Origin of the sequence: Salmonella sp. SAL4457, from assembly GCF_046548235.1 — a bacterium.
GTDB classification, from domain to species: Bacteria; Pseudomonadota; Gammaproteobacteria; order Enterobacterales; family Enterobacteriaceae; genus Salmonella; species Salmonella enterica.
The window spans coordinates 520146-538345 of sequence record NZ_JBGDZO010000002.1 but is presented as its reverse complement, the minus strand read 5'-3'; the positions used below and the strand labels follow the sequence as shown (position 1 = coordinate 538345).

The following is an 18200-nucleotide window of genomic DNA, read 5'->3' as shown; positions in this document are numbered from 1 at the left end:
TTAATAATCCATATACATCAATAAGATAGACACACTGGCATGGTGCATTTTCTGCATTATTTGCTGATATATACACCATACCTTATCACAAATCGCCAGCAATGGGGGTTCACCAGTCAATTGCCTCTTTGTTTTCCCCGCCCGATAAAATAATCTCCTGCATCCAGGAGGTCATTTGTGACTGTGCGTTCATTGTACCAACTAATACCCCGTTTAAAGCCTCATATAAATGGGTGCCCGGTTCAACTTTTGCTAACATGTTTTGTAGCATAGCCGTTTGCTGCTCAAAAGAAACAAAAGCCGAATCACCACTGTTAGGATCTTTGAAGGCATTCATCTCTTGATAAATGCTATCTTTAAGCGTTTCAGAAGAGGCTGACTCAGGAAGCGCCAAAAGTCGTTGGTAGAATGCATCATAAAGATCAACGTCGCCGCCATTGCTTAAAGGCGCGCTATCCACATTATTCAGCATAGCGGCCCTGGCACTCAACGAAACCACACCCGTCGCTTCAGTATCTGCTGTCGGGACCAAATAAGAAGTCGGAATCGTACCCGGTATCACCTTATAACCTCCGCTTGCGTTTTTGTCTTCCATTCATCAATAAGTGCGTTAATGGCGTTATCAGAAATTGTCCGGCAGTCTTGTGGAAGTTCATCAAGATGATGCTTAATGACGCCTACTGCCGTTTCAACAAATTGTTCAGGTGAAAATTCTGCGATCTGATCGCCGCAACTCATGATAAAGCGCTGTTCCTGATGATATTTAAGATTAAAAGTGCCTGGCCAGTTCTCCATAAGCAACACCATCAGTTTTTGGTGATCTTTTTTCGCATTAACTGGCAGTGTTAAAAAAAGTTGCCCCTCAGGCTTATCGAAATCCCTTAGCCACTCATCCAGGACGGTTAAAAGCGTTTCGGGATGGTCGACCGCAGCTGAAAATAACTCGCGGGCATAAATCTGTATTTTTTCCATCCACTTCCAGGCCATTGTCTGATTATCAGTAAGATAAGCGGCGACCTGCTGTAACGCGTCTATCATTCCCTGCTCGTAACCTTCCTGATAGGCGTACATCCGCAAGGTCTTTGCCTCTTCTTCCGCCTCTCGCAAAATACGCTTAGCCCGTTGATGCGCCTGCTGTTCTAATCTTTCAATAGAGAAATAACGTTCCAGCGTTTTACGCTTTATCAGTATCCCCTCAACAGGCGAAAGCGGGGACGGTATTGGGATATTTTTGAGCATATTGTAAGGCCAGTAGCAAAATTGACATTTCTACAGCATCCTGCTTCAATGCCTCCTCAATAAATGGAGGAAAAAGCAAAGGAAAACGCTGTGCTAAAGATTCAGGTAAAAATTCATTTAGGGCATTTAACTGTGCATACCCGACGCTAAGTAAAAACCGGTGATTCGGCGCCTTATTGCAGACAGATAAACTTGTTCCCTGATGTATTGCCAAAAATGCTTGCGCCCAATCCGGCAGGCCAAGCAAGGCTCCCTGCCTTGCCAGATCGGCTCTCAGTTTATGGCAACCGAGTAAATACGCTACTTGCGGCAGTCGGCGCCACTGACGCAGCCACAGCTGCGTCAGTGAGTTTTGAATACACTCCTTTTCTCCGTTCTTAAGCCGCCATGCCGCCAGTATTAACTCATTTGCCGCCGCCCTGGCGGCGGGTCTGACAATCATTTCCGGCGCTATCTGCAACCGCTGAGGATGGATATACGATAACGGATCAAAAATGATTCTTTGCCAGATAATGGGTAATGGCTGCCTATTCATTTGACGATTTCGCCTTATCATCAGCCGTTATGCCTTTCTTATTGCGGGCATAATGGTTTTTGTAATACCAGACGCCAAAGCCTGCTGACATCACGGATAACAAAATAATCAACACAATCCAACTGGTTGCAAAAGAATTACGTTTTACTGGTGTGCCGGGAGCCTGTAATTGGGCATCAGAACGTTCTGACAACACAACAGAAATGTTGTCATAATCCACATCGGCAAAACTATTCTTTAAGAAACGCTTGATATCGCTGATCTGATGCGCAAGCGGCGAACCTCGTTCATATACGGCTAATGCCGACAGATGAACAGGTTTTGGCGGGCGGCCATTTTCACCAGCATCAATATCATAACTAATATGGACCCTGGCGGAGAGCACGCCCTCCATCGTCTGTAATGACTGTTCCAGTCGCTGTTCAATAGCCGAATATAACCTGGCCTTTTCAGCTCGCGGAGACGATACCAGCGAATCCGCCGGGAACATCTGCGCTATTTCCACCCGTGGCCGGGGAGGAAGCTGATAAGTTTTAATCCAGTACACCGCAGCGGTAAAATCAGGCTCAGCAACGGTAATGCTATAGCCCAATTTTCCGCTATCAATTTTATTCGCCTCTATATTGTGCATTTGCAGAACGGCAATGACCTCATTAGCCTGTTCCTGGTCCAGTCCTTTTAAAAGATCCTTATCCTTACAGCCGGCAAGGGTCATTACCAGCAGAAAAGTATATAGATATCGACGAATCATGAGCGTAATAGCGTTTCAACAGCCCCGACTCCTTTACGAGTAAGGGTACTGACCATAGAAACATACAGGTTATAATCTGAAATCATCTCTTGCGAAATAGCCAGCTCTTTAGGATCCGTCACCAGATTAGGGTCCTCAATCCTGTTGGTAATCGTCTGTTTATCCACAGCCGTGGCAATCGCCGAACCAGAAAAAGCCTGGAGTAGCCGGTCATCCAGCGAGACAATGTCCGTTTCCATAGACCTGATATTGACCGCCTGCCCTATAACGGCATTCTCAGGGACAATAGTTGCAATCGACATAATCCACCTTATAACTGATTAACGGAAGTTCTGAATAATGGCAGCATCAATATCCTTAAAGACTTTTACCGTGTTCGATTGCGCGTTACGGTACAAGTTATATTCCGAGAGCTTACTCTGATACGCCGCCAGTAGCGCCGGATCGGAGGGTTTTGCTGCTAATTTATCCAGCGCCTCTGTTACCTGCGTTTGTAGATTATCAACGCCCGTATCAAATTTTGCTGAGACGTCATCCAGATAGCCTGACCAAGGTGTTGCCATAATGACTTCCTTATTTGCGTTAAATTAAAGTGGGCTTGGGAAATACCAATGGCCTGGGCTCATTTTGATATAACCTTCCGCCCCGTACTGAAATGAGCGCCCCTTGAGCCAGTCATCTTTTAATTCGATCGCAAACTGCACATAGCGTCCTCCCCATGTGCGGTAATAGCTATCGACAAATTGACGGGCTCTGAGTATTTCTACATCATCGAGCGCCCCCTGAATAACAAACGTTACGCCCCCCTTATGATTCCTGCGGGAATAAGGTAACGCCTGCTGTTTTAGCCCCGCTTCCGCCTGGCCTGCTGCGGTAACATCGTCCATCAACGTGATGTTAACCGAATCCGCGTAAGGCATTAGCGCTCTCAGCTTTTGACTTAACACCTCGAGCTCTTTCTTGCTCATCGTGTTTCGCTGGCGGCTTAGCCAGAAAACGGGTTTACGCGGCTCATCGAAATGAATCCGATAATAAGCCAGCTGCGGATAATAGGTATCCAGCCAGATAGAGATACGCTTATTTTCTTCGTTTTCGTTAATCACTCGCGCATTTTTATCATAATCGCCCCTCGCTAAAACCTGACGAGCCCACAGCGTATCTCTTTCATTTTGCGCAGCGACATAGAGCATTTTGTCCCGGCCTGGCAACACCTGAAAACGCTCCTTCTCCTGCCCCAATAACGAATCGAGCTCTGCGGCCTGCCGCTGCGGCGAGTTAAGTATCCATAACGTCCCCACAGTCCCAATTCCCAATATAAAAAACCCGGCCAGTGCGGCTACAATTCCGTTTTTAAAACGCGGCTCGTTCTTTTTTGCAGACGTTTCTAACTTCTCAGGCTGCTCGGGCACCCACGGCTCGCTTTCCGGGCGAATCAGGATAAGCAATTCACCGACCTGTATTGGCGTATTTAATTGCACCGAACGAGATTCAGAATTTCCTTCTTTCAGCTCATGGAGTATAATTTCGGTCGTATCCGTATCCACCTGGATTTCAAAATTTACTCCGCCATGGTCCAGCGGGATAAAAAAGCTATCGGCAGGTATATCAGGGAGTTGGCCTGAAGCAGTGAGCGCATCACTCTGACCTACCACAAAGAGTGTTCGGCCTGTCAGCAATGGAAACTCACAGCCGTTCAGTGAGCTGTTAAGTAATCGAACTATGTATGGCCCAGGGCTTGTTATCGTCTTCTCTTTTGATGTTTCCATATATACTGTTAGCGATGTCTGTCGTTCTCGATAGCAGCAGATTACCGCACAGGACACAGGGATTCCTGATGAAAATAGAATGAAAAGTGAGAAATAAAATCAATTTATTCTGTATAATGCGTCTCAACACATATTAAAAGAACCATCATCCCCATTGGGGCTTAAACTACTGTAGATAAATTACCCAAATTTGGGTTCTTTTGGTGTAACAATCAGACCATTGCCAACACACGCTAATAAAGAGCATTTACAACTCAGATTTTTTCAGTAGGATACCAGTAAGGAACATTAAAATAACATCAACAAAGGGATAATATGGAAAATGTAACCTTTGTAAGTAATAGTCATCAGCGTCCTGCCGCAGATAACTTACAGAAATTAAAATCACTTTTGACAAATACCCGGCAGCAAATTAAAAGTCAGACTCAGCAGGTTACCATCAAAAATCTTTATGTAAGCAGTTTCACTTTAGTTTGCTTTCGGAGCGGTAAACTGACGATTAGCAATAATCACGATACGATTTACTGTGACGAACCTGGGATGTTGGTGCTCAAAAAAGAGCAGGTAGTTAACGTGACGCTTGAAGAGGTCAATGGCCACATGGATTTCGATATACTCGAGATACCGACGCAACGACTTGGCGCTCTCTATGCACTTATCCCAAACGAGCAGCAAACCAAAATGGCGGTACCCACAGAGAAAGCGCAGAAAATCTTCTATACGCCTGACTTTCCTGCCAGAAGAGAGGTATTTGAACATCTGAAAACGGCGTTCTCCTGTACGAAGGATACAAGCAAAGGTTGCAGTAACTGTAACAACAAAAGTTGTATTGAAAATGAAGAGTTAATTCCTTATTTTCTGCTGTTCCTGCTTACTGCTTTTCTCCGACTCCCGGAGAGTTATGAGATCATCCTTAGCTCGGCTCAGATAACGTTAAAGGAGCGCGTTTACAACATTATATCTTCGTCACCCAGTAGACAGTGGAAGCTTACGGATGTTGCCGATCATATATTTATGAGTACGTCAACGCTCAAACGGAAACTTGCAGAAGAAGGTACCAGCTTTAGCGACATCTACTTATCGGCAAGAATGAATCAGGCAGCAAAACTTTTACGCATAGGCAACCATAATGTTAATGCTGTAGCATTAAAATGTGGTTATGACAGCACGTCCTACTTCATTCAATGTTTCAAAAAATATTTTAAAACTACGCCATCGACATTCATAAAAATGGCGAACCATTAACATTTTTTGTATCTGTCACTTAAGTAAAGATTTTTATTAAAATTGTAATAATTTAAAATTCAGACTGCGCATTAACACGCTCTATCAGGATGGGAGGCTATTCAATATCATTGTTCTGTCCGGAAGACAGCTTATACTGATATCTCTGGTAATTTAAAGTAAGGCTGATTATATAACACGATTTTTGTGAACTTGTCATCGCTATGATGACTGGTAAAACGATATTGCCTTATTCACAGCGTAAGAATTCGTCCAGATGACACTATCTCCTTCCGGCTTTAACCCTGTGGATTAAGGCCGGCATTTTATTCATATTTATACATCATCCGTTCCCTCTGAGAACTATTTGCCTGAACGGTTTATACCGAAACAGTCACGCTTGTTAGCTTTCTGCCAGGCATACCTCCTCTCTTCCTCCTGATATCGATATAATGCCTGGAGCCAGCCTGAGGATGATACTGCTCATAACCCTCCTGCCTTTTTGACGCTATAACTGAAGGGAGTAAAGAAAAGACGATATCATTATTTTGCAAAAAAATATAAAAATAAGCGCACCATTAAAAACAGTCTTTCATTTATATTTTGGAACCTAAGACAAATTACACTCTTAAACTTTCAACGAATGGTCATTTAGTGGAAATCTTCGAGAAAAATGGTTCTGATGGTGTAATTATCAGACCATTAACCATGAAGATATAATAAGCAGCATTTACACCCCAAAAAAATGCAGTAAGATAGCTACAAAACTAATCTCTATTGCAATGAGGCCAAGTTAAATATGTAAATATTTAGATGCCCGGCGCTGACTCTCTCTGCACCAGGATATACGGCAGCGTCCATTCGATAATCACAGTTAGTTATAACAATATTATTACCAACATGTCAGTTATTTAAAGCACAGGCATAAGCTAAATAATCAAATGTTAAAAACATATAAACCCGAGCCCGTAGAATATGACATTAAGCTCATAATAAAAGCTCAACCTGACCGTTAGTACTAACAGCAGAATTACTGAAACAGTAGATTCTATCCTAACGACTTGTATTAGTTATTATAACTTTTCACCCTGTAAGAGAATACACTATTATCATGCCACATTTTAATCCTGTTCCTGTATCGAATAAAAAATTCGTCTTTGATGATTTCATACTCAACATGGACGGCTCCCTGCTACGCTCAGAAAAGAAAGTCAATATTCCGCCAAAAGAATATGCCGTTCTGGTCATCCTGCTCGAAGCCGCCGGCGAGATTGTGAGTAAAAACACCTTACTGGACCAGGTATGGGGCGACGCGGAAGTTAACGAAGAATCTCTTACCCGCTGTATTTATGCCTTACGACGTATTCTGTCGGAAGATAAAGAGCATCGTTACATTGAAACACTGTACGGACAGGGCTATCGGTTTAATCGTCCGGTCGTAGTGGTGTCTCCGCCAGCGCCGCAACCTACGACTCATACATTGGCGATACTTCCTTTTCAGATGCAGGATCAGGTTCAATCCGAGAGTCTGCATTACTCTATCGTGAAGGGATTATCGCAGTATGCGCCCTTTGGCCTGAGCGTGCTGCCGGTGACCATTACGAAGAACTGCCGCAGTGTTAAGGATATTCTTGAGCTCATGGATCAATTACGCCCCGATTATTATATCTCCGGGCAGATGATACCCGATGGTAATGATAATATTGTACAGATTGAGATAGTTCGGGTTAAAGGTTATCACCTGCTGCACCAGGAAAGCATTAAGTTGATAGAACACCAACCCGCTTCTCTCTTGCAAAACAAAATTGCGAATCTTTTGCTCAGATGTATTCCCGGGCTTCGCTGGGACACAAAGCAGATTAGCGAGCTAAATTCGATTGACAGTACTATGGTTTACTTACGCGGTAAGCATGAGTTAAATCAATACACCCCCTATAGCTTACAGCAAGCGCTTAAATTGCTGACTCAATGCGTTAACATGTCGCCAAACAGCATTGCGCCTTACTGTGCGCTGGCAGAATGCTACCTCAGCATGGCGCAAATGGGGATTTTTGATAAACAAAACGCTATGATCAAAGCTAAAGAACATGCGATTAAGGCGACAGAGCTGGACCACAATAATCCACAAGCTTTAGGATTACTGGGGCTAATTAATACGATTCACTCAGAATACATCGTCGGGAGTTTGCTATTCAAACAAGCTAACTTACTTTCGCCCATCTCTGCAGATATTAAATATTATTATGGCTGGAATCTCTTCATGGCTGGTCAGTTGGAGGAGGCCTTACAAACGATTAACGAGTGTTTAAAATTGGACCCAACGCGTGCAGCCGCAGGGATCACTAAGCTGTGGATTACCTATTATCATACCGGTATTGATGATGCTATACGTTTAGGCGATGAATTACGCTCACAACACCTACAGGATAATCCAATATTATTAAGTATGCAGGTTATGTTTCTTTCGCTTAAAGGTAAACATGAACTGGCACGAAAATTAACTAAAGAAATATCCACGCAGGAAATTACAGGGCTTATTGCTGTTAATCTTCTTTATGCTGAATACTGTCAGAATAGCGAGCGTGCCTTACCAACGATAAGAGAATTTCTGGAAAGTGAACAGCGTATTGATAATAATCCGGGATTATTACCGTTAGTGCTGGTTGCCCACGGCGAAGCTATTGCCGAGAAAATGTGGAATAAATTTAAAAACGAAGACAATATTTGGTTCAAAAGATGGAAACAGGATCCCCGCTTGATTAAATTACGGTAAAATCTGAGAGAGGAGATATGCATTATTTTTTTATCATCGTAATCTGGTTGCTTAGCATAAATACAGCATGGGCTGATTGCTGGCTTCAGGCTGAAAAAATGTTCAATATTGAATCCGAACTACTTTACGCTATCGCCCAGCAGGAATCGGCGATGAAACCTGGCGCCATTGGTCATAACCGAGATGGTTCAACCGATCTTGGCCTGATGCAAATTAACAGCTTCCATATGAAAAGGCTGAAAAAAATGGGGATTAGTGAAAAACAGTTGTTACAGGACCCCTGCATTTCTGTCATTGTGGGCGCATCCATTTTATCAGATATGATGAAAATCTACGGTTATAGCTGGGAGGCCGTTGGCGCTTATAATGCCGGGACGTCGCCGAAACGATCGGATATAAGGAAACGTTATGCTAAAAAAATTTGGGAGAATTACAGAAAATTAAAAGGGATGTCAGCAGAAGAGAAAAACAAAAGACTTTCTATCGCGGTAAACAAATAATGAGACAGGAATAGCTTACTTTCAGATAGTTCTAAAAGTAAGCTATATTTTTATCAGCTTGCCGTCGTCATAAGCAACTGGGCTTGCATTGCTTTTAGTTGTACAAACTGTGAGGCGTCTTCCAGCATTCTATTGTTCCGTGAATCCCGGAAATCTGCACGTACCTGCTCCAGATTACTATGAGGATTATCCTTAAGTACAAGGGCCGCCGCCATCGTTCCGGTTCTCCCCACTCCGCCCAGACAATGAATCATCGGTAAATGCTTATCTGATGAACTACGCCCCGGCGCGCCATTTTGGTTACTATTTTTCACCCTATCCGCCAGGTATTCTAACTGATCCGTAGACGGTAACGGCTGGTGATCTGGCCAATTTTTCACATGCAATACCGGGATTGTATACCGCTTTTCCCCGCAGGACAGTTGCATATTGTATTGGTCTATCGCTTCTCCCTGACTGGCTGAGCTCACTTTTTGGCTGTTGGTATGCACCTCGCCAAAGGTGTAGCTCCCTCTGAAATAGGGTGGTAATTGTTTTGCCTGCATCTGATCTTCCGACGTTAACACCACCAGGCACGAGCATTCTTTTTCAAGAAGCATTTTCATATGCGCTTCCAGCGCATCCGGCGTATTTTTTGGGTACGAACCGGCTAATGCCACAGGCTTACCGTCAAAAGTTAACGTATTCACTGGCACAGGCATTCCATCGCTCAGTTTCACCTGGGTTTGCTGATTAATTGGAATGCTGCTGACCGCAAATCGTGCCAGGCCCAGTGTCGGTCCGCTCATCGTCTGTGGCATTGGCGCGCCGGCTTCTATTTTCTCAAGTTCAGCTGTAACATTTTTCAGTTCTTTAGCAATAACGTGAATTTTTTTTACAGCCTGGGTTAATTCATGAGTAGAGGCTTTATCAACCCACCTCTCAACCTCTCCTCCACAGGTTCCCCATTGTGAGAACCGGGCTACACCGACCTGAATATTTGTTAACGTTGTAACATAATCATTAAGTTGTTTAGCCTCTGGAATTTTATTTAAATTCTGTAAATTCGTCATTAATGAACGCAGCGGGCCGTTACCTGAAGCCATCTCCTGGAAGTTTTCTCGCAGGCTATTTCCATCCATTTGTTCCAGTTGCGGTAATGTTCTTTTAAGTCCCTTTAGCGCGATATCGAGTAAAGGTTGCTTACTTTCTGCTCCAACATCGTTATTTTTTTCTGCCACTTTTGTATCGCCGCCTTTTATGACTAAAGCGGCATTCCTGACACCAACATTATCCTTGCTCTTAATAAGGTTTATAAACCCTTCGTCAGCAGCTTTTACACACTCCGTGATCTGCACTGCTAAACGTTGGGTAAGGGGTTTGTTCATATTTATACGGGACATTAACAGTGCGTCATTAACCGCTGTTCCCCCATATTTTTCCGTTAGTGCATGGAGAAATGTCTGTAAAATCTTTTGGTCCTGTACTCTGATATTTTCCGTATGTTTTTGCACCACTTCAGTGTTTTTAAATAACGGCATTTTTCCAAGCCAGGTTAATACTTTTGACGAAAATTTTTCAGGCGCAACATATGCCTTATCAGTATTTTCCTTAGCAATATAAAGTCGGGCATCATTCGACACACCAACTTTTGAAAACGAAGACAACGTTAAATTATTCAATTTTCTCTCCTCATACTTTAGCATATTCCTGCAGTATGTTTTTGAGCGCTTCCTGCTGATTCACAAATGACTCAAGCTGCGATATAATATGGTAAGTATTTGTCAGATCGGTAATTGCATGTATAAGCAACAACGTCTCTGCGGCATCAATATACGCTAACGTACCTTCATTATTCGCAGCCAGTTCACCATTAATCACCATAATCTGCCGCCAGATAGAATCGCCACAAACAGGCGATAACGGTATAATCATACCGTTCAATAACCAGATATCATCTTTAGCTTCAATAGACGTAAAAATATCGCTATCGAGTAATAATAAGCACTGATTGTTGTCGTCAAAAGTGAGCGGTAAACCCAATTTCTCACCAATATTAGCGATAATATCCTGGTGTGCTTGCAATTTACTTTCCTCTTGAATTATATCTTTTATAAGATTGCTTCTTCAAATTTAATCTGGTTACACAATGTCTTGATACTTTTTCGCGCCCATCGCCGGGCGCAATATTTCTCTCCTTTAATCCAGTAGAATAGCCATTCACTACGCATCGGAACACATATCAGCAGCTCCTTCGGATCATTTTCAACATGACGTAACTTGCCTTTAATAACAAAACGCGAACTGTCAGCAATATCATCATATATTGCAGCCATACCTGAACCGGGTACTACATGTGTGATGATTTTCATAACAATTAATCTTATTCAATTGTTGTCAAGCGAGAGAAAAATACTACACCCTGGACTCAAGACTTTTTTTAACAACACGGCATATATCCGCAAAGGTCGTCATATCAGGAAGATCGTTTTCATTGCAACTAATGTCAAACTCCTCACTAAGACCAAATACAATATCAATTAAATCCAATGAGTCAGCGTAAAGATCCTCAACCAGATGGGTCTGACCATTGATACTATCAACATCAACGGCAATACAGGAGGTGATCACTTTTTTGACTCTTGCTTCAATATCCATATTCATCGCATCTTTCCCGGTTAATTAACGCTGCATGTGCAAGCCATCAACGGTAGTAATAACCCGATCCACGCCAGGTTTATTCAGGTATGACTCGTAAGCCGGGCCAGCTCGCCAGCTACCGTCTCCGATAAGGCCGTCCAGCACATTACTTAACACATAGTCAGTTTCCCCTTTTAGCCTGGTCAGCCCCGCCTCTCTGGCAAACTGCAGTGCAATCTCAGCCAGTTTTTCTTTTTGTGGATGATGAGTAATGACCTCTTTGAGAGTCTCCATTTTCGCTTTCAATTCTGGGTGCTTGTCAATATCGCTACATTGCGCTTTCAACGCTGCACTCTTTATCGTGTCATTGGGTAATATTTCCGCACGCAAGCCGTCAAACGCTCTGCGTACAGGGAACGGTGTGGAGGTATCTGGCTCCAGGGCTTTACGTATCACACCCAAAAACGTCTCACGGGCGTCGAAATGCATTGAATGCATATTCGTAACGCTCGGTACTGTTGAGAGGAAACTATTTTGCTTAAACTTCAAACCAGAAAATGGGCCAGTCTTATCTGTCTGACTATTATCATTATCGGTCGTACCGGCTTTATTACCTGTAATTACCGTCGTGTCTGATTGTAAGGTATCGGTTTTAACATTCTCGACGCCAGCCAGTTGACTGGCAAGCGGCTTCACATTCACAATCTCTGCCGTCTGGCTTTGCTGTTTATTATCATCAACGCCGTGCACCGTGGCCTGTACCGGCTTGCCGATAATGCTCTTGCTGGTTACGCCATCGACTTCATCAAAAGAGGGTGTTTCACCCGTAGTGCCTTTTTCTGACGTGACCACCTTTCCATTTTTACTTTCGGATGAAGCGTTGGTCACAGCCTCTGCCGTCGCATGAGCCGTGACGTCAATTTTACCCGCGATGCCATGGTCAATTGCCCCTGTGCTGGCGCTGTGTGCCGTCTCCGTTTGATGCGTAGTCGAATCCACACGCGAATGACTATGACTTACGTTGCTGCTGTTAGTCGAATGGTGTGACTCGCCATGGCGTTGGCTGTTATCAATAAATGTTCGGCTATTATCAATCGTCTTCCGGCTATTATCATGGTTGCTATTATCGATATGGCGCTGGCTATTATCGACATGGCTTCGGCTATTGTTAATATGCTTACTGTTATCCACGCTATGGTTACTGCTATCAATATTAATATTGATATTAATACCCGTAGGTTCTGCTTTTTTCCCACCATCAGGTACTGGTCCAGCCGCAGGCTCCGGAATTTTAGGGTCAGGCAGTTTATCTGCAGGAATTTGTGCAAAAACATTACGTAGCAGCAGGGGTATCAACGTTTGCATTTCAAGGTGCCGGGCTTCCCGTCCTACGCTGGTACCCTGCTCTTGCGTTAATTTTTGGTGGCACATATCAAGCGCCTCAACCGCCTTCGCCGCCGCTTTGTCAACAAGGTGCGTAAGATTGCTGCGGGTTAACGGATCTAACGTACAGCCAAAGTTATGTTCAATGCAGCTGGCAATATAGGGCATCACCTCCTGCATAACAAGATTCGTCGATAATTTACTTAATTCACCACCAGTGTTATTTTTGATAATATCTAACAGCTGCTTTTCCAGGTTTTCCAGCTTCGCTTCCGCTTTCTTTGTTTCTGGCAGCCATGGCCCAAAAGCTGACTTTTCTTTCAGGCCATCTTTTATGATTTGCGCGGTATACTCTGCCCCTACCTTCATCAGTAGCGTCTTCGCCTCAGGAGAATCACTGGTGGCGTTGAGCGCTGAACGAAAGAGCCCGGCAAACTCCATTATCGCTTTCTTACCGGCGACATTATTTGAATTGGTAAAAACTTCTTTTAACGCCTCAGCGTCTTTCCCGCATTTAAACAATGCATCCAGACTCGCCTGTTTGATCAGCGCGGGAAAATCTTCCAGTTGCGGGCCTTTAATTTCCCCTGACAGCGTCGTTGTGGCACTTTCTCTGACTGCGGAAAGATTCGCCGCAAGATTCGTGGCCTGCGTTTTGATCTCGGTCTGCATACCTGGCATTATGACGGGGGGCTGAGTCCTTACACTTGTAACCATTATTAATATCCTCTTCTGTTATCCTTGCAGGAAGCTTTTGGCGGTTTCCAGGCTGCTACTTATCGTACTGCTCAGCACTTTTACCAGGTTGTCGTACAATGAATTGGCATTGCTATATTTTTGCGTCAGCGTCTGTAATGTGGTTTTCATATTTTCTTCCTGCGCTTTAAAACCCGACTGCCAGGCTTGATATTTGGCGTTATCCATTTCGAGTTTTGAGTCTTTTCCCGGCGCGCCTAAACCATCAATATCCTGAACCATTTTTTGTAATGGCGTCAGATCAACGGTGACGACATAACCGGATCCATAAGATTTCAGGCAGCTATTCGGTAAATTCAATTCACTGAGCCACTGTCTCGCTTCCGCTTCAGTGGCTACTTTAACGCCGCTGCCTGACTGCGCTGGAAATAAAACGGTATTACTGTTTATTTGATTATATTTATTGACTAAACTGTTTAAATCATTTTTGAGTGAGGTAACATCTAGCTTAACGGTATTACCGTCCTTACCTGGTAATAACCAGCCTCCCATTTTGGAAAGAATATCACTGAAGGCCTGATAAAAATCGGTATAGACTGCGACAACGTTTTCATAAACGCCCAGATAGCTGTCACCTATCGCCGATATATTTTGGGAAACCATATCCCAAATCTCAGCATCAGAAATGGTTGTTCTCGGCTGCGCCATAGGCGAAGCGCTAAATAAGGCCGACGTCGGCGCAGAAAACGCGCTCCGCAGGTTCTCATTTTGTTCTGCGGATAATGACACGCCAGACTTCGCCAGCGCATTCAGGCTGCTGGTCAACTGCTGGCGCGCCAGCGTGCGCTCGTCATTATTCTCTTCAGAGATCGGTGGCGTTGACTGCAGCGTCTGCTGTGCCTGCTGGATTTTAGTAGCCGCCTGCGATAATGAAATGATATCTGTACCGCGATGTTCTGTGGTAGACGGTACCACGGCAGTCTCGACGTGCTCGCTCGCCGAGGGAGTCTGCGGCCGTTCGGCAACGATCCCCGGATGAGGAGAAGCGGAATAATTTTGAATATTAAGCATAATATCCCCAGTTCGCCATCAGGAGCGCGATTAAATCACACCCATGATGGCGTATAGATGACCTTTCAGATTAAGCGCGAATATTGCCTGCGATAGCAGCGAGTGCGGATGCTTTCGACTGGTTAATGCTCTCCATTGTTTTCAGCATTTCCTGAATCAGGCTGGTCGATTTACGTGAACTTTCACGGGCTTCGTCCGATGCGGTGCTGGCAACACGGTTATTCACCTGGCTAATTTGCTGCTCGGAACGTTCCTGAGTAGCGGCGTACTGCCCGGACGCCCCTGCAATACCACCGACCGTGACCGAGTTCTTCATAATCAGATCGCCCGTCATCTGCATCTTGCGCGCATCGATTCGGGTCATATCCATGGTATTCTGCTCAAGACGAATATCGGATTCGACAGACTCAAGACGTTTCGACAGAATAGCCTGATGTTCAGGGGAGATTTGTTTATTACTGTCTTTAATACCCAGACTTTCCGTGGCGCTGGTTCCGGCATTAGATTTAAGCGTCGCATCATTAAGATTTTTCGTCGCATCGGTACCGGTTTTCTTCATATTTAACGATTTCAGAGAATCGACGCCTTCAGCACCGAGTTTGACGCTATTCTGCCCGTTCAGCACGTTTTTAATACTGTGGCTTTCAGTGGTCAGTTTATCGATCTTCGCGGCATTATGTTTAAGCGCGCCTCTTTCATTCTGCAGCCCCTTATATTCCAGTTTGGCGCCCACGCCAGTGATCCCCAACTGAAGCGCGCTCTGGGAAATACTACCGGACAACGCATTCATCCCTTCGCGCATCATGGAGCTTGCTGTCGTTTTAGCTGCATCAAAACTGACTAATGACAACTTACCAGACAGTTTGCTATCAGCCTGGTTCAACGTCAGCATTAACGTATTCGCGGCAGCCAACAGCGCAACGGCACTGGAAGACATTCCGCTAATATCAAAAAACTTTCCGACTTCTGCCTGCTGCTCGCGTAACTGGGTTTGCACAACCTCATTCGCTTTAGTCGTGACATTATTTGCCAGAGCATTCAAATCCTGATTCATGTCGGTATTTTGAATACTGGCTTTTAAAAAGGACGTGATCGTTCCGGGGGTTTGCGTTAATACCCCTGGCGCAGGCGCGCTCAGTGTAGGACTCAACCCCAGGTCACTGACTTTACTGCTGCTAATACCAATACTATTCAGAATATCTTTAGCGCTAACGGATTGCGAAGCTGTCTGTGAACTATTCTCAACAGAATGATTATTTAAATAAGCGGCGGGATTTATTCCCACATTACTAATTAACATATTTTTCTCCCTTTATTTTGGCAGTTTTTATGCGCGACTCTGGCGCAGAATAAAACGCGAAGCATCCGCATTTTGCTGTACCGCAGAAGACATGGCTTTTTGCAGTTCCGCCGTTACCTTCTGGTTTTCACCAAATATTTCTACGGATTGTTTAAGCCACTGCTGAATTTGATCCATGGCAAAACGGGCGAGCATAAAATCAGCAAGCGCCTCGCTGGCATTTTTAATAAATACCCCCTCGGCAACACCACCGGCTGACTGGGCTGCGGTATTCGTGACTTCCATGCCCAACGCCACTTTATTTAGGGTATTACCTACCAGCTCTTTACTTAAGGCATTCGTTTGCAGGCCCATCTTGCTACCCACATTACCCAGGCCGCTAGTAATACGTTGCATCCCCTGGGTAAAGAGTTTGCTGCCGTTTTGTGCTAACTGTTTCAGCACGTTAGGCACCAACTTCTTAATCGTTTCGCCCATCATTTTGCTCAGCGCGTTACCCAGTTTCGCCGCCGCGCCTTTCCCGACAACTGCGACCACCACAATGACCGCTACCATCGCAATAGCGGCAACAATCGCACCAACAATGCTGCCTGCCATCTCTGCCGTTTTCTTATCGACGCCTAATCCTTCCAGCGCTTTGGTAATCGCCTTGCCAATCAGCTCCATTAACGGCTTCAGCACATGCTCCATAATCGGGTTTAGCGCCTGCTGAATAAACGACACCCCCGTCGCCGCCTTCACAATTTCATCGGCAACCATTACCGCAAGTCCCACCGCAGCCAGCGCCAGACTCGCCCCACCGGTAAAAACAGCGGCCACAACGCTGACAATGGTTAGCAGCGCGCCGAGGACTTTCCCGATACATCCCATAATGCGGTTCGTTTCCTCGGCTTTGCGCGTCTCTTCCTGGAATTCAGCCGATTTCTTTTCCATCTCCGCCTGACGCCCTTCCTGCAAGGCGTTGAAAAGCGCAAGATCGTTTTGCAGGCTTTCTTCCGTATTTTTGCCCACAATCTCAATAAACATGGCCATGAGCATAGTGAGGCGGGCGACATTTGACAGATTATCCTGCTCACCCTGGGAAACCTGATTCTGAGAGGCGGCATTAGCCGTTCCCTGGAATTTGGTCAGAATGTTATCCGCTTTCTCGGCTTTCGCTTTGGCGTCTGTGCCTGCTTTAACCGTCGCATCCGTGGCCTTATCTAAGGCCTCTTTCGCCTCTGTCGCTTCTTTTCCGGCCTGTTCTACCGCGGCTTCAGCTTGTGCATAGCCGGGGTCAGCCGGGTCCAGCGATTGCAATTTATTTTGTGCCTGCGTCAGTTTTTTGGCCGCAGCGTCATAAACACTCTTGGCGGTATCCGTCTTTTTGATGCTGGCTTCATAGAGATCCGTCGCCTCCTGAGCCTCTCCCAGAGCCGTCTGGAATTCTTTCGATACCTGAATCCCCATCTCTTTTTGTGACTCAATCATCGCCTGCCATACCGCCAGACGAGACTCCAGTTGAGACAGCGAAACATCGCCCAGTAGGGTCATTAACTTGCCAAGCAGTAATGTCAATTGCCCTTCGCTGGAGAGTTTTTCCCGGGCGGCGTCCGTAGGCGGCTTTAGACCCACCGTATTAATAGCGCTCTCGCCGGACTTTGTTCCGGCTTTAAGGTCGCCCGCTTTCGTTGCCACCACATCTTTAAAAGCTTTATCCGCCGCTTTTAAAAAGTCCGTGTTCTTACGAACGCCTTCAAAAGCCGCCTCAGCGAGGCGCGGATTTTGGGTATATCCGCTACGGCTAATGCTACTTGCGTCATTTACCATAATTATTCCTTTTCTTGTTCACTGTGCTGCTCTGTCTCCGCCGTTTTTAGCGCCTCCAGATAGACCAACGCTTTTGCCCGCAGAGACTCATCTTCAGTACGTTCATTGACAAGTTCAAAACACTGTCTGGCTTTTGCCGCCTTACGCATTAATAATTGACACTGCCCGGTAAAAAAAACGGGGCGATAATCATTTTTAAGTAACGTAAACGCTACTGCATAAAGGTCACATGCTTTCTGAAATTGTTTTTTCAGTTGGCATACCGCCGCCAGTCCCATGGTGTAATCGGGATTGTAAAAATCATAAATGCATAAGAAACGAAAGAATGTCTCAGCTTCATCCAGTCGTCCCTGGTTATAAAACTCATAAGCATGAGCATATAAACCGTCCATCATATCTTGAGGGATCCCGTGAACGTCTTTTAGCGTGGCGCCTTCACTAACGGCATCCCAAATCATTTCCGCAACACGTTCTTCGCTGACATTATTTTGATAATCCATTACTTACTCCTGTTATCTGTCACCGACTTTGTAG

General features: G+C 45.0%; 19 protein-coding genes. 3 read left to right on the top strand and 16 right to left on the bottom strand.

Going from position 1 to position 18200, the window contains the following annotated elements:
- Positions 1-109: 109 nt before the first annotated feature.
- From ACLJNW_RS10200 to prgH, 7 genes are read right to left on the bottom strand one after another with little or no spacing between them, the layout of a single operon-like run.
- Positions 110-562 carry a type III secretion system effector protein OrgC gene (locus ACLJNW_RS10200; protein ID WP_000612179.1) on the bottom strand — a complete coding sequence of 151 codons (453 nt, stop codon included), beginning with the start codon at positions 560-562 and terminating at the stop codon, positions 110-112.
- Positions 559-1239, bottom strand: a complete 681-nt coding sequence (gene orgB / locus ACLJNW_RS10195) for a type III secretion system linker protein OrgB (RefSeq protein ID WP_000916654.1) — start codon at positions 1237-1239, stop codon at positions 559-561. Before orgB ends, ACLJNW_RS10200 begins: the two co-directional genes overlap by 4 nt.
- Positions 1196-1795, bottom strand: a complete 600-nt coding sequence (gene orgA, locus ACLJNW_RS10190; RefSeq protein WP_077910375.1) for an oxygen-regulated invasion protein OrgA — start codon at positions 1793-1795, stop codon at positions 1196-1198. The genes orgB and orgA overlap by 44 nt, the downstream gene beginning before the upstream one ends.
- On the bottom strand, positions 1767-2525 hold the full coding sequence (gene prgK / locus ACLJNW_RS10185) for a type III secretion system inner membrane ring lipoprotein PrgK (protein WP_000621238.1): 759 nt from the start codon (positions 2523-2525) through the stop codon (positions 1767-1769). Before prgK ends, orgA begins: the two co-directional genes overlap by 29 nt.
- On the bottom strand, positions 2522-2827 hold the full coding sequence (gene prgJ / locus ACLJNW_RS10180; protein WP_000020431.1) for a type III secretion system inner rod protein PrgJ: 306 nt from the start codon (positions 2825-2827) through the stop codon (positions 2522-2524). The genes prgK and prgJ overlap by 4 nt, the downstream gene beginning before the upstream one ends.
- A gap of 18 nt (positions 2828-2845) precedes the next feature.
- Entirely contained in the window at positions 2846-3088 is a 243-nt protein-coding gene (prgI, locus tag ACLJNW_RS10175; RefSeq protein ID WP_000235228.1) for a type III secretion system needle filament protein PrgI, read from the bottom strand.
- A 24-nt stretch (positions 3089-3112) separates the two neighbouring features.
- Complete coding sequence (gene prgH / locus ACLJNW_RS10170) at positions 3113-4291, bottom strand: type III secretion system inner membrane ring protein PrgH (RefSeq protein ID WP_000450199.1); 1179 nt, start codon at positions 4289-4291, stop codon at positions 3113-3115.
- Between the two features lie 315 nt (positions 4292-4606).
- Here prgH and hilD point away from each other — a divergent pair, with 315 nt between their 5' ends.
- The 3 genes from hilD to iagB all read left to right on the top strand — a co-directional run bounded on the left by hilD (position 4607) and on the right by iagB (position 8788).
- Entirely contained in the window at positions 4607-5536 is a 930-nt protein-coding gene (hilD, locus tag ACLJNW_RS10165; protein WP_000432699.1) for a transcriptional regulator HilD, read from the top strand.
- Between the two features lie 1090 nt (positions 5537-6626).
- Entirely contained in the window at positions 6627-8288 is a 1662-nt protein-coding gene (hilA, locus tag ACLJNW_RS10160; protein ID WP_001120085.1) for a transcriptional regulator HilA, read from the top strand.
- A gap of 17 nt (positions 8289-8305) precedes the next feature.
- On the top strand, positions 8306-8788 hold the full coding sequence (gene iagB / locus ACLJNW_RS10155) for an SPI-1 type III secretion system invasion protein IagB (RefSeq protein ID WP_000558930.1): 483 nt from the start codon (positions 8306-8308) through the stop codon (positions 8786-8788).
- A 53-nt stretch (positions 8789-8841) separates the two neighbouring features.
- Here iagB and sptP read toward each other — a convergent pair whose 3' ends face one another.
- From sptP to sicA, 9 genes are all read right to left on the bottom strand, one after another.
- Positions 8842-10473 (bottom strand): SPI-1 type III secretion system effector GTPase-activating protein SptP, encoded by a 1632-nt coding sequence (sptP, locus tag ACLJNW_RS10150; protein WP_024154725.1) that lies wholly within the window; start codon positions 10471-10473, stop codon positions 8842-8844.
- Positions 10460-10852 carry a chaperone SicP gene (gene sicP, locus ACLJNW_RS10145; protein ID WP_001147852.1) on the bottom strand — a complete coding sequence of 131 codons (393 nt, stop codon included), beginning with the start codon at positions 10850-10852 and terminating at the stop codon, positions 10460-10462. The genes sptP and sicP overlap by 14 nt, the downstream gene beginning before the upstream one ends.
- A gap of 26 nt (positions 10853-10878) precedes the next feature.
- Positions 10879-11139 carry a hypothetical protein gene (locus ACLJNW_RS10140; protein ID WP_000692254.1) on the bottom strand — a complete coding sequence of 87 codons (261 nt, stop codon included), beginning with the start codon at positions 11137-11139 and terminating at the stop codon, positions 10879-10881.
- 43 nt (positions 11140-11182) lie between these two features.
- Positions 11183-11431, bottom strand: coding sequence for an acyl carrier protein (locus ACLJNW_RS10135; protein ID WP_001055579.1), 249 nt, complete (start codon positions 11429-11431; stop codon positions 11183-11185).
- Between the two features lie 18 nt (positions 11432-11449).
- Positions 11450-13507 (bottom strand): SPI-1 type III secretion system effector SipA, encoded by a 2058-nt coding sequence (gene sipA / locus ACLJNW_RS10130; protein ID WP_000258818.1) that lies wholly within the window; start codon positions 13505-13507, stop codon positions 11450-11452.
- Between the two features lie 18 nt (positions 13508-13525).
- A complete protein-coding gene (sipD, locus tag ACLJNW_RS10125; RefSeq protein WP_000932249.1) occupies positions 13526-14557 on the bottom strand; it encodes an SPI-1 type III secretion system needle tip complex protein SipD in 1032 nt (343 codons plus the stop codon).
- 70 nt (positions 14558-14627) lie between these two features.
- On the bottom strand, positions 14628-15857 hold the full coding sequence (gene sipC / locus ACLJNW_RS10120; RefSeq protein WP_000909019.1) for an SPI-1 type III secretion system needle tip complex protein SipC: 1230 nt from the start codon (positions 15855-15857) through the stop codon (positions 14628-14630).
- 27 nt (positions 15858-15884) lie between these two features.
- Complete coding sequence (gene sipB, locus ACLJNW_RS10115; protein WP_000245782.1) at positions 15885-17666, bottom strand: SPI-1 type III secretion system needle tip complex protein SipB; 1782 nt, start codon at positions 17664-17666, stop codon at positions 15885-15887.
- 2 nt (positions 17667-17668) lie between these two features.
- The gene (sicA, locus tag ACLJNW_RS10110; protein ID WP_000386309.1) at positions 17669-18166 is read right to left on the bottom strand and encodes a SycD/LcrH family type III secretion system chaperone SicA; all 498 of its coding nucleotides are present in this window, start codon (positions 18164-18166) and stop codon (positions 17669-17671) included.
- Positions 18167-18200: the final 34 nt, after the last annotated feature.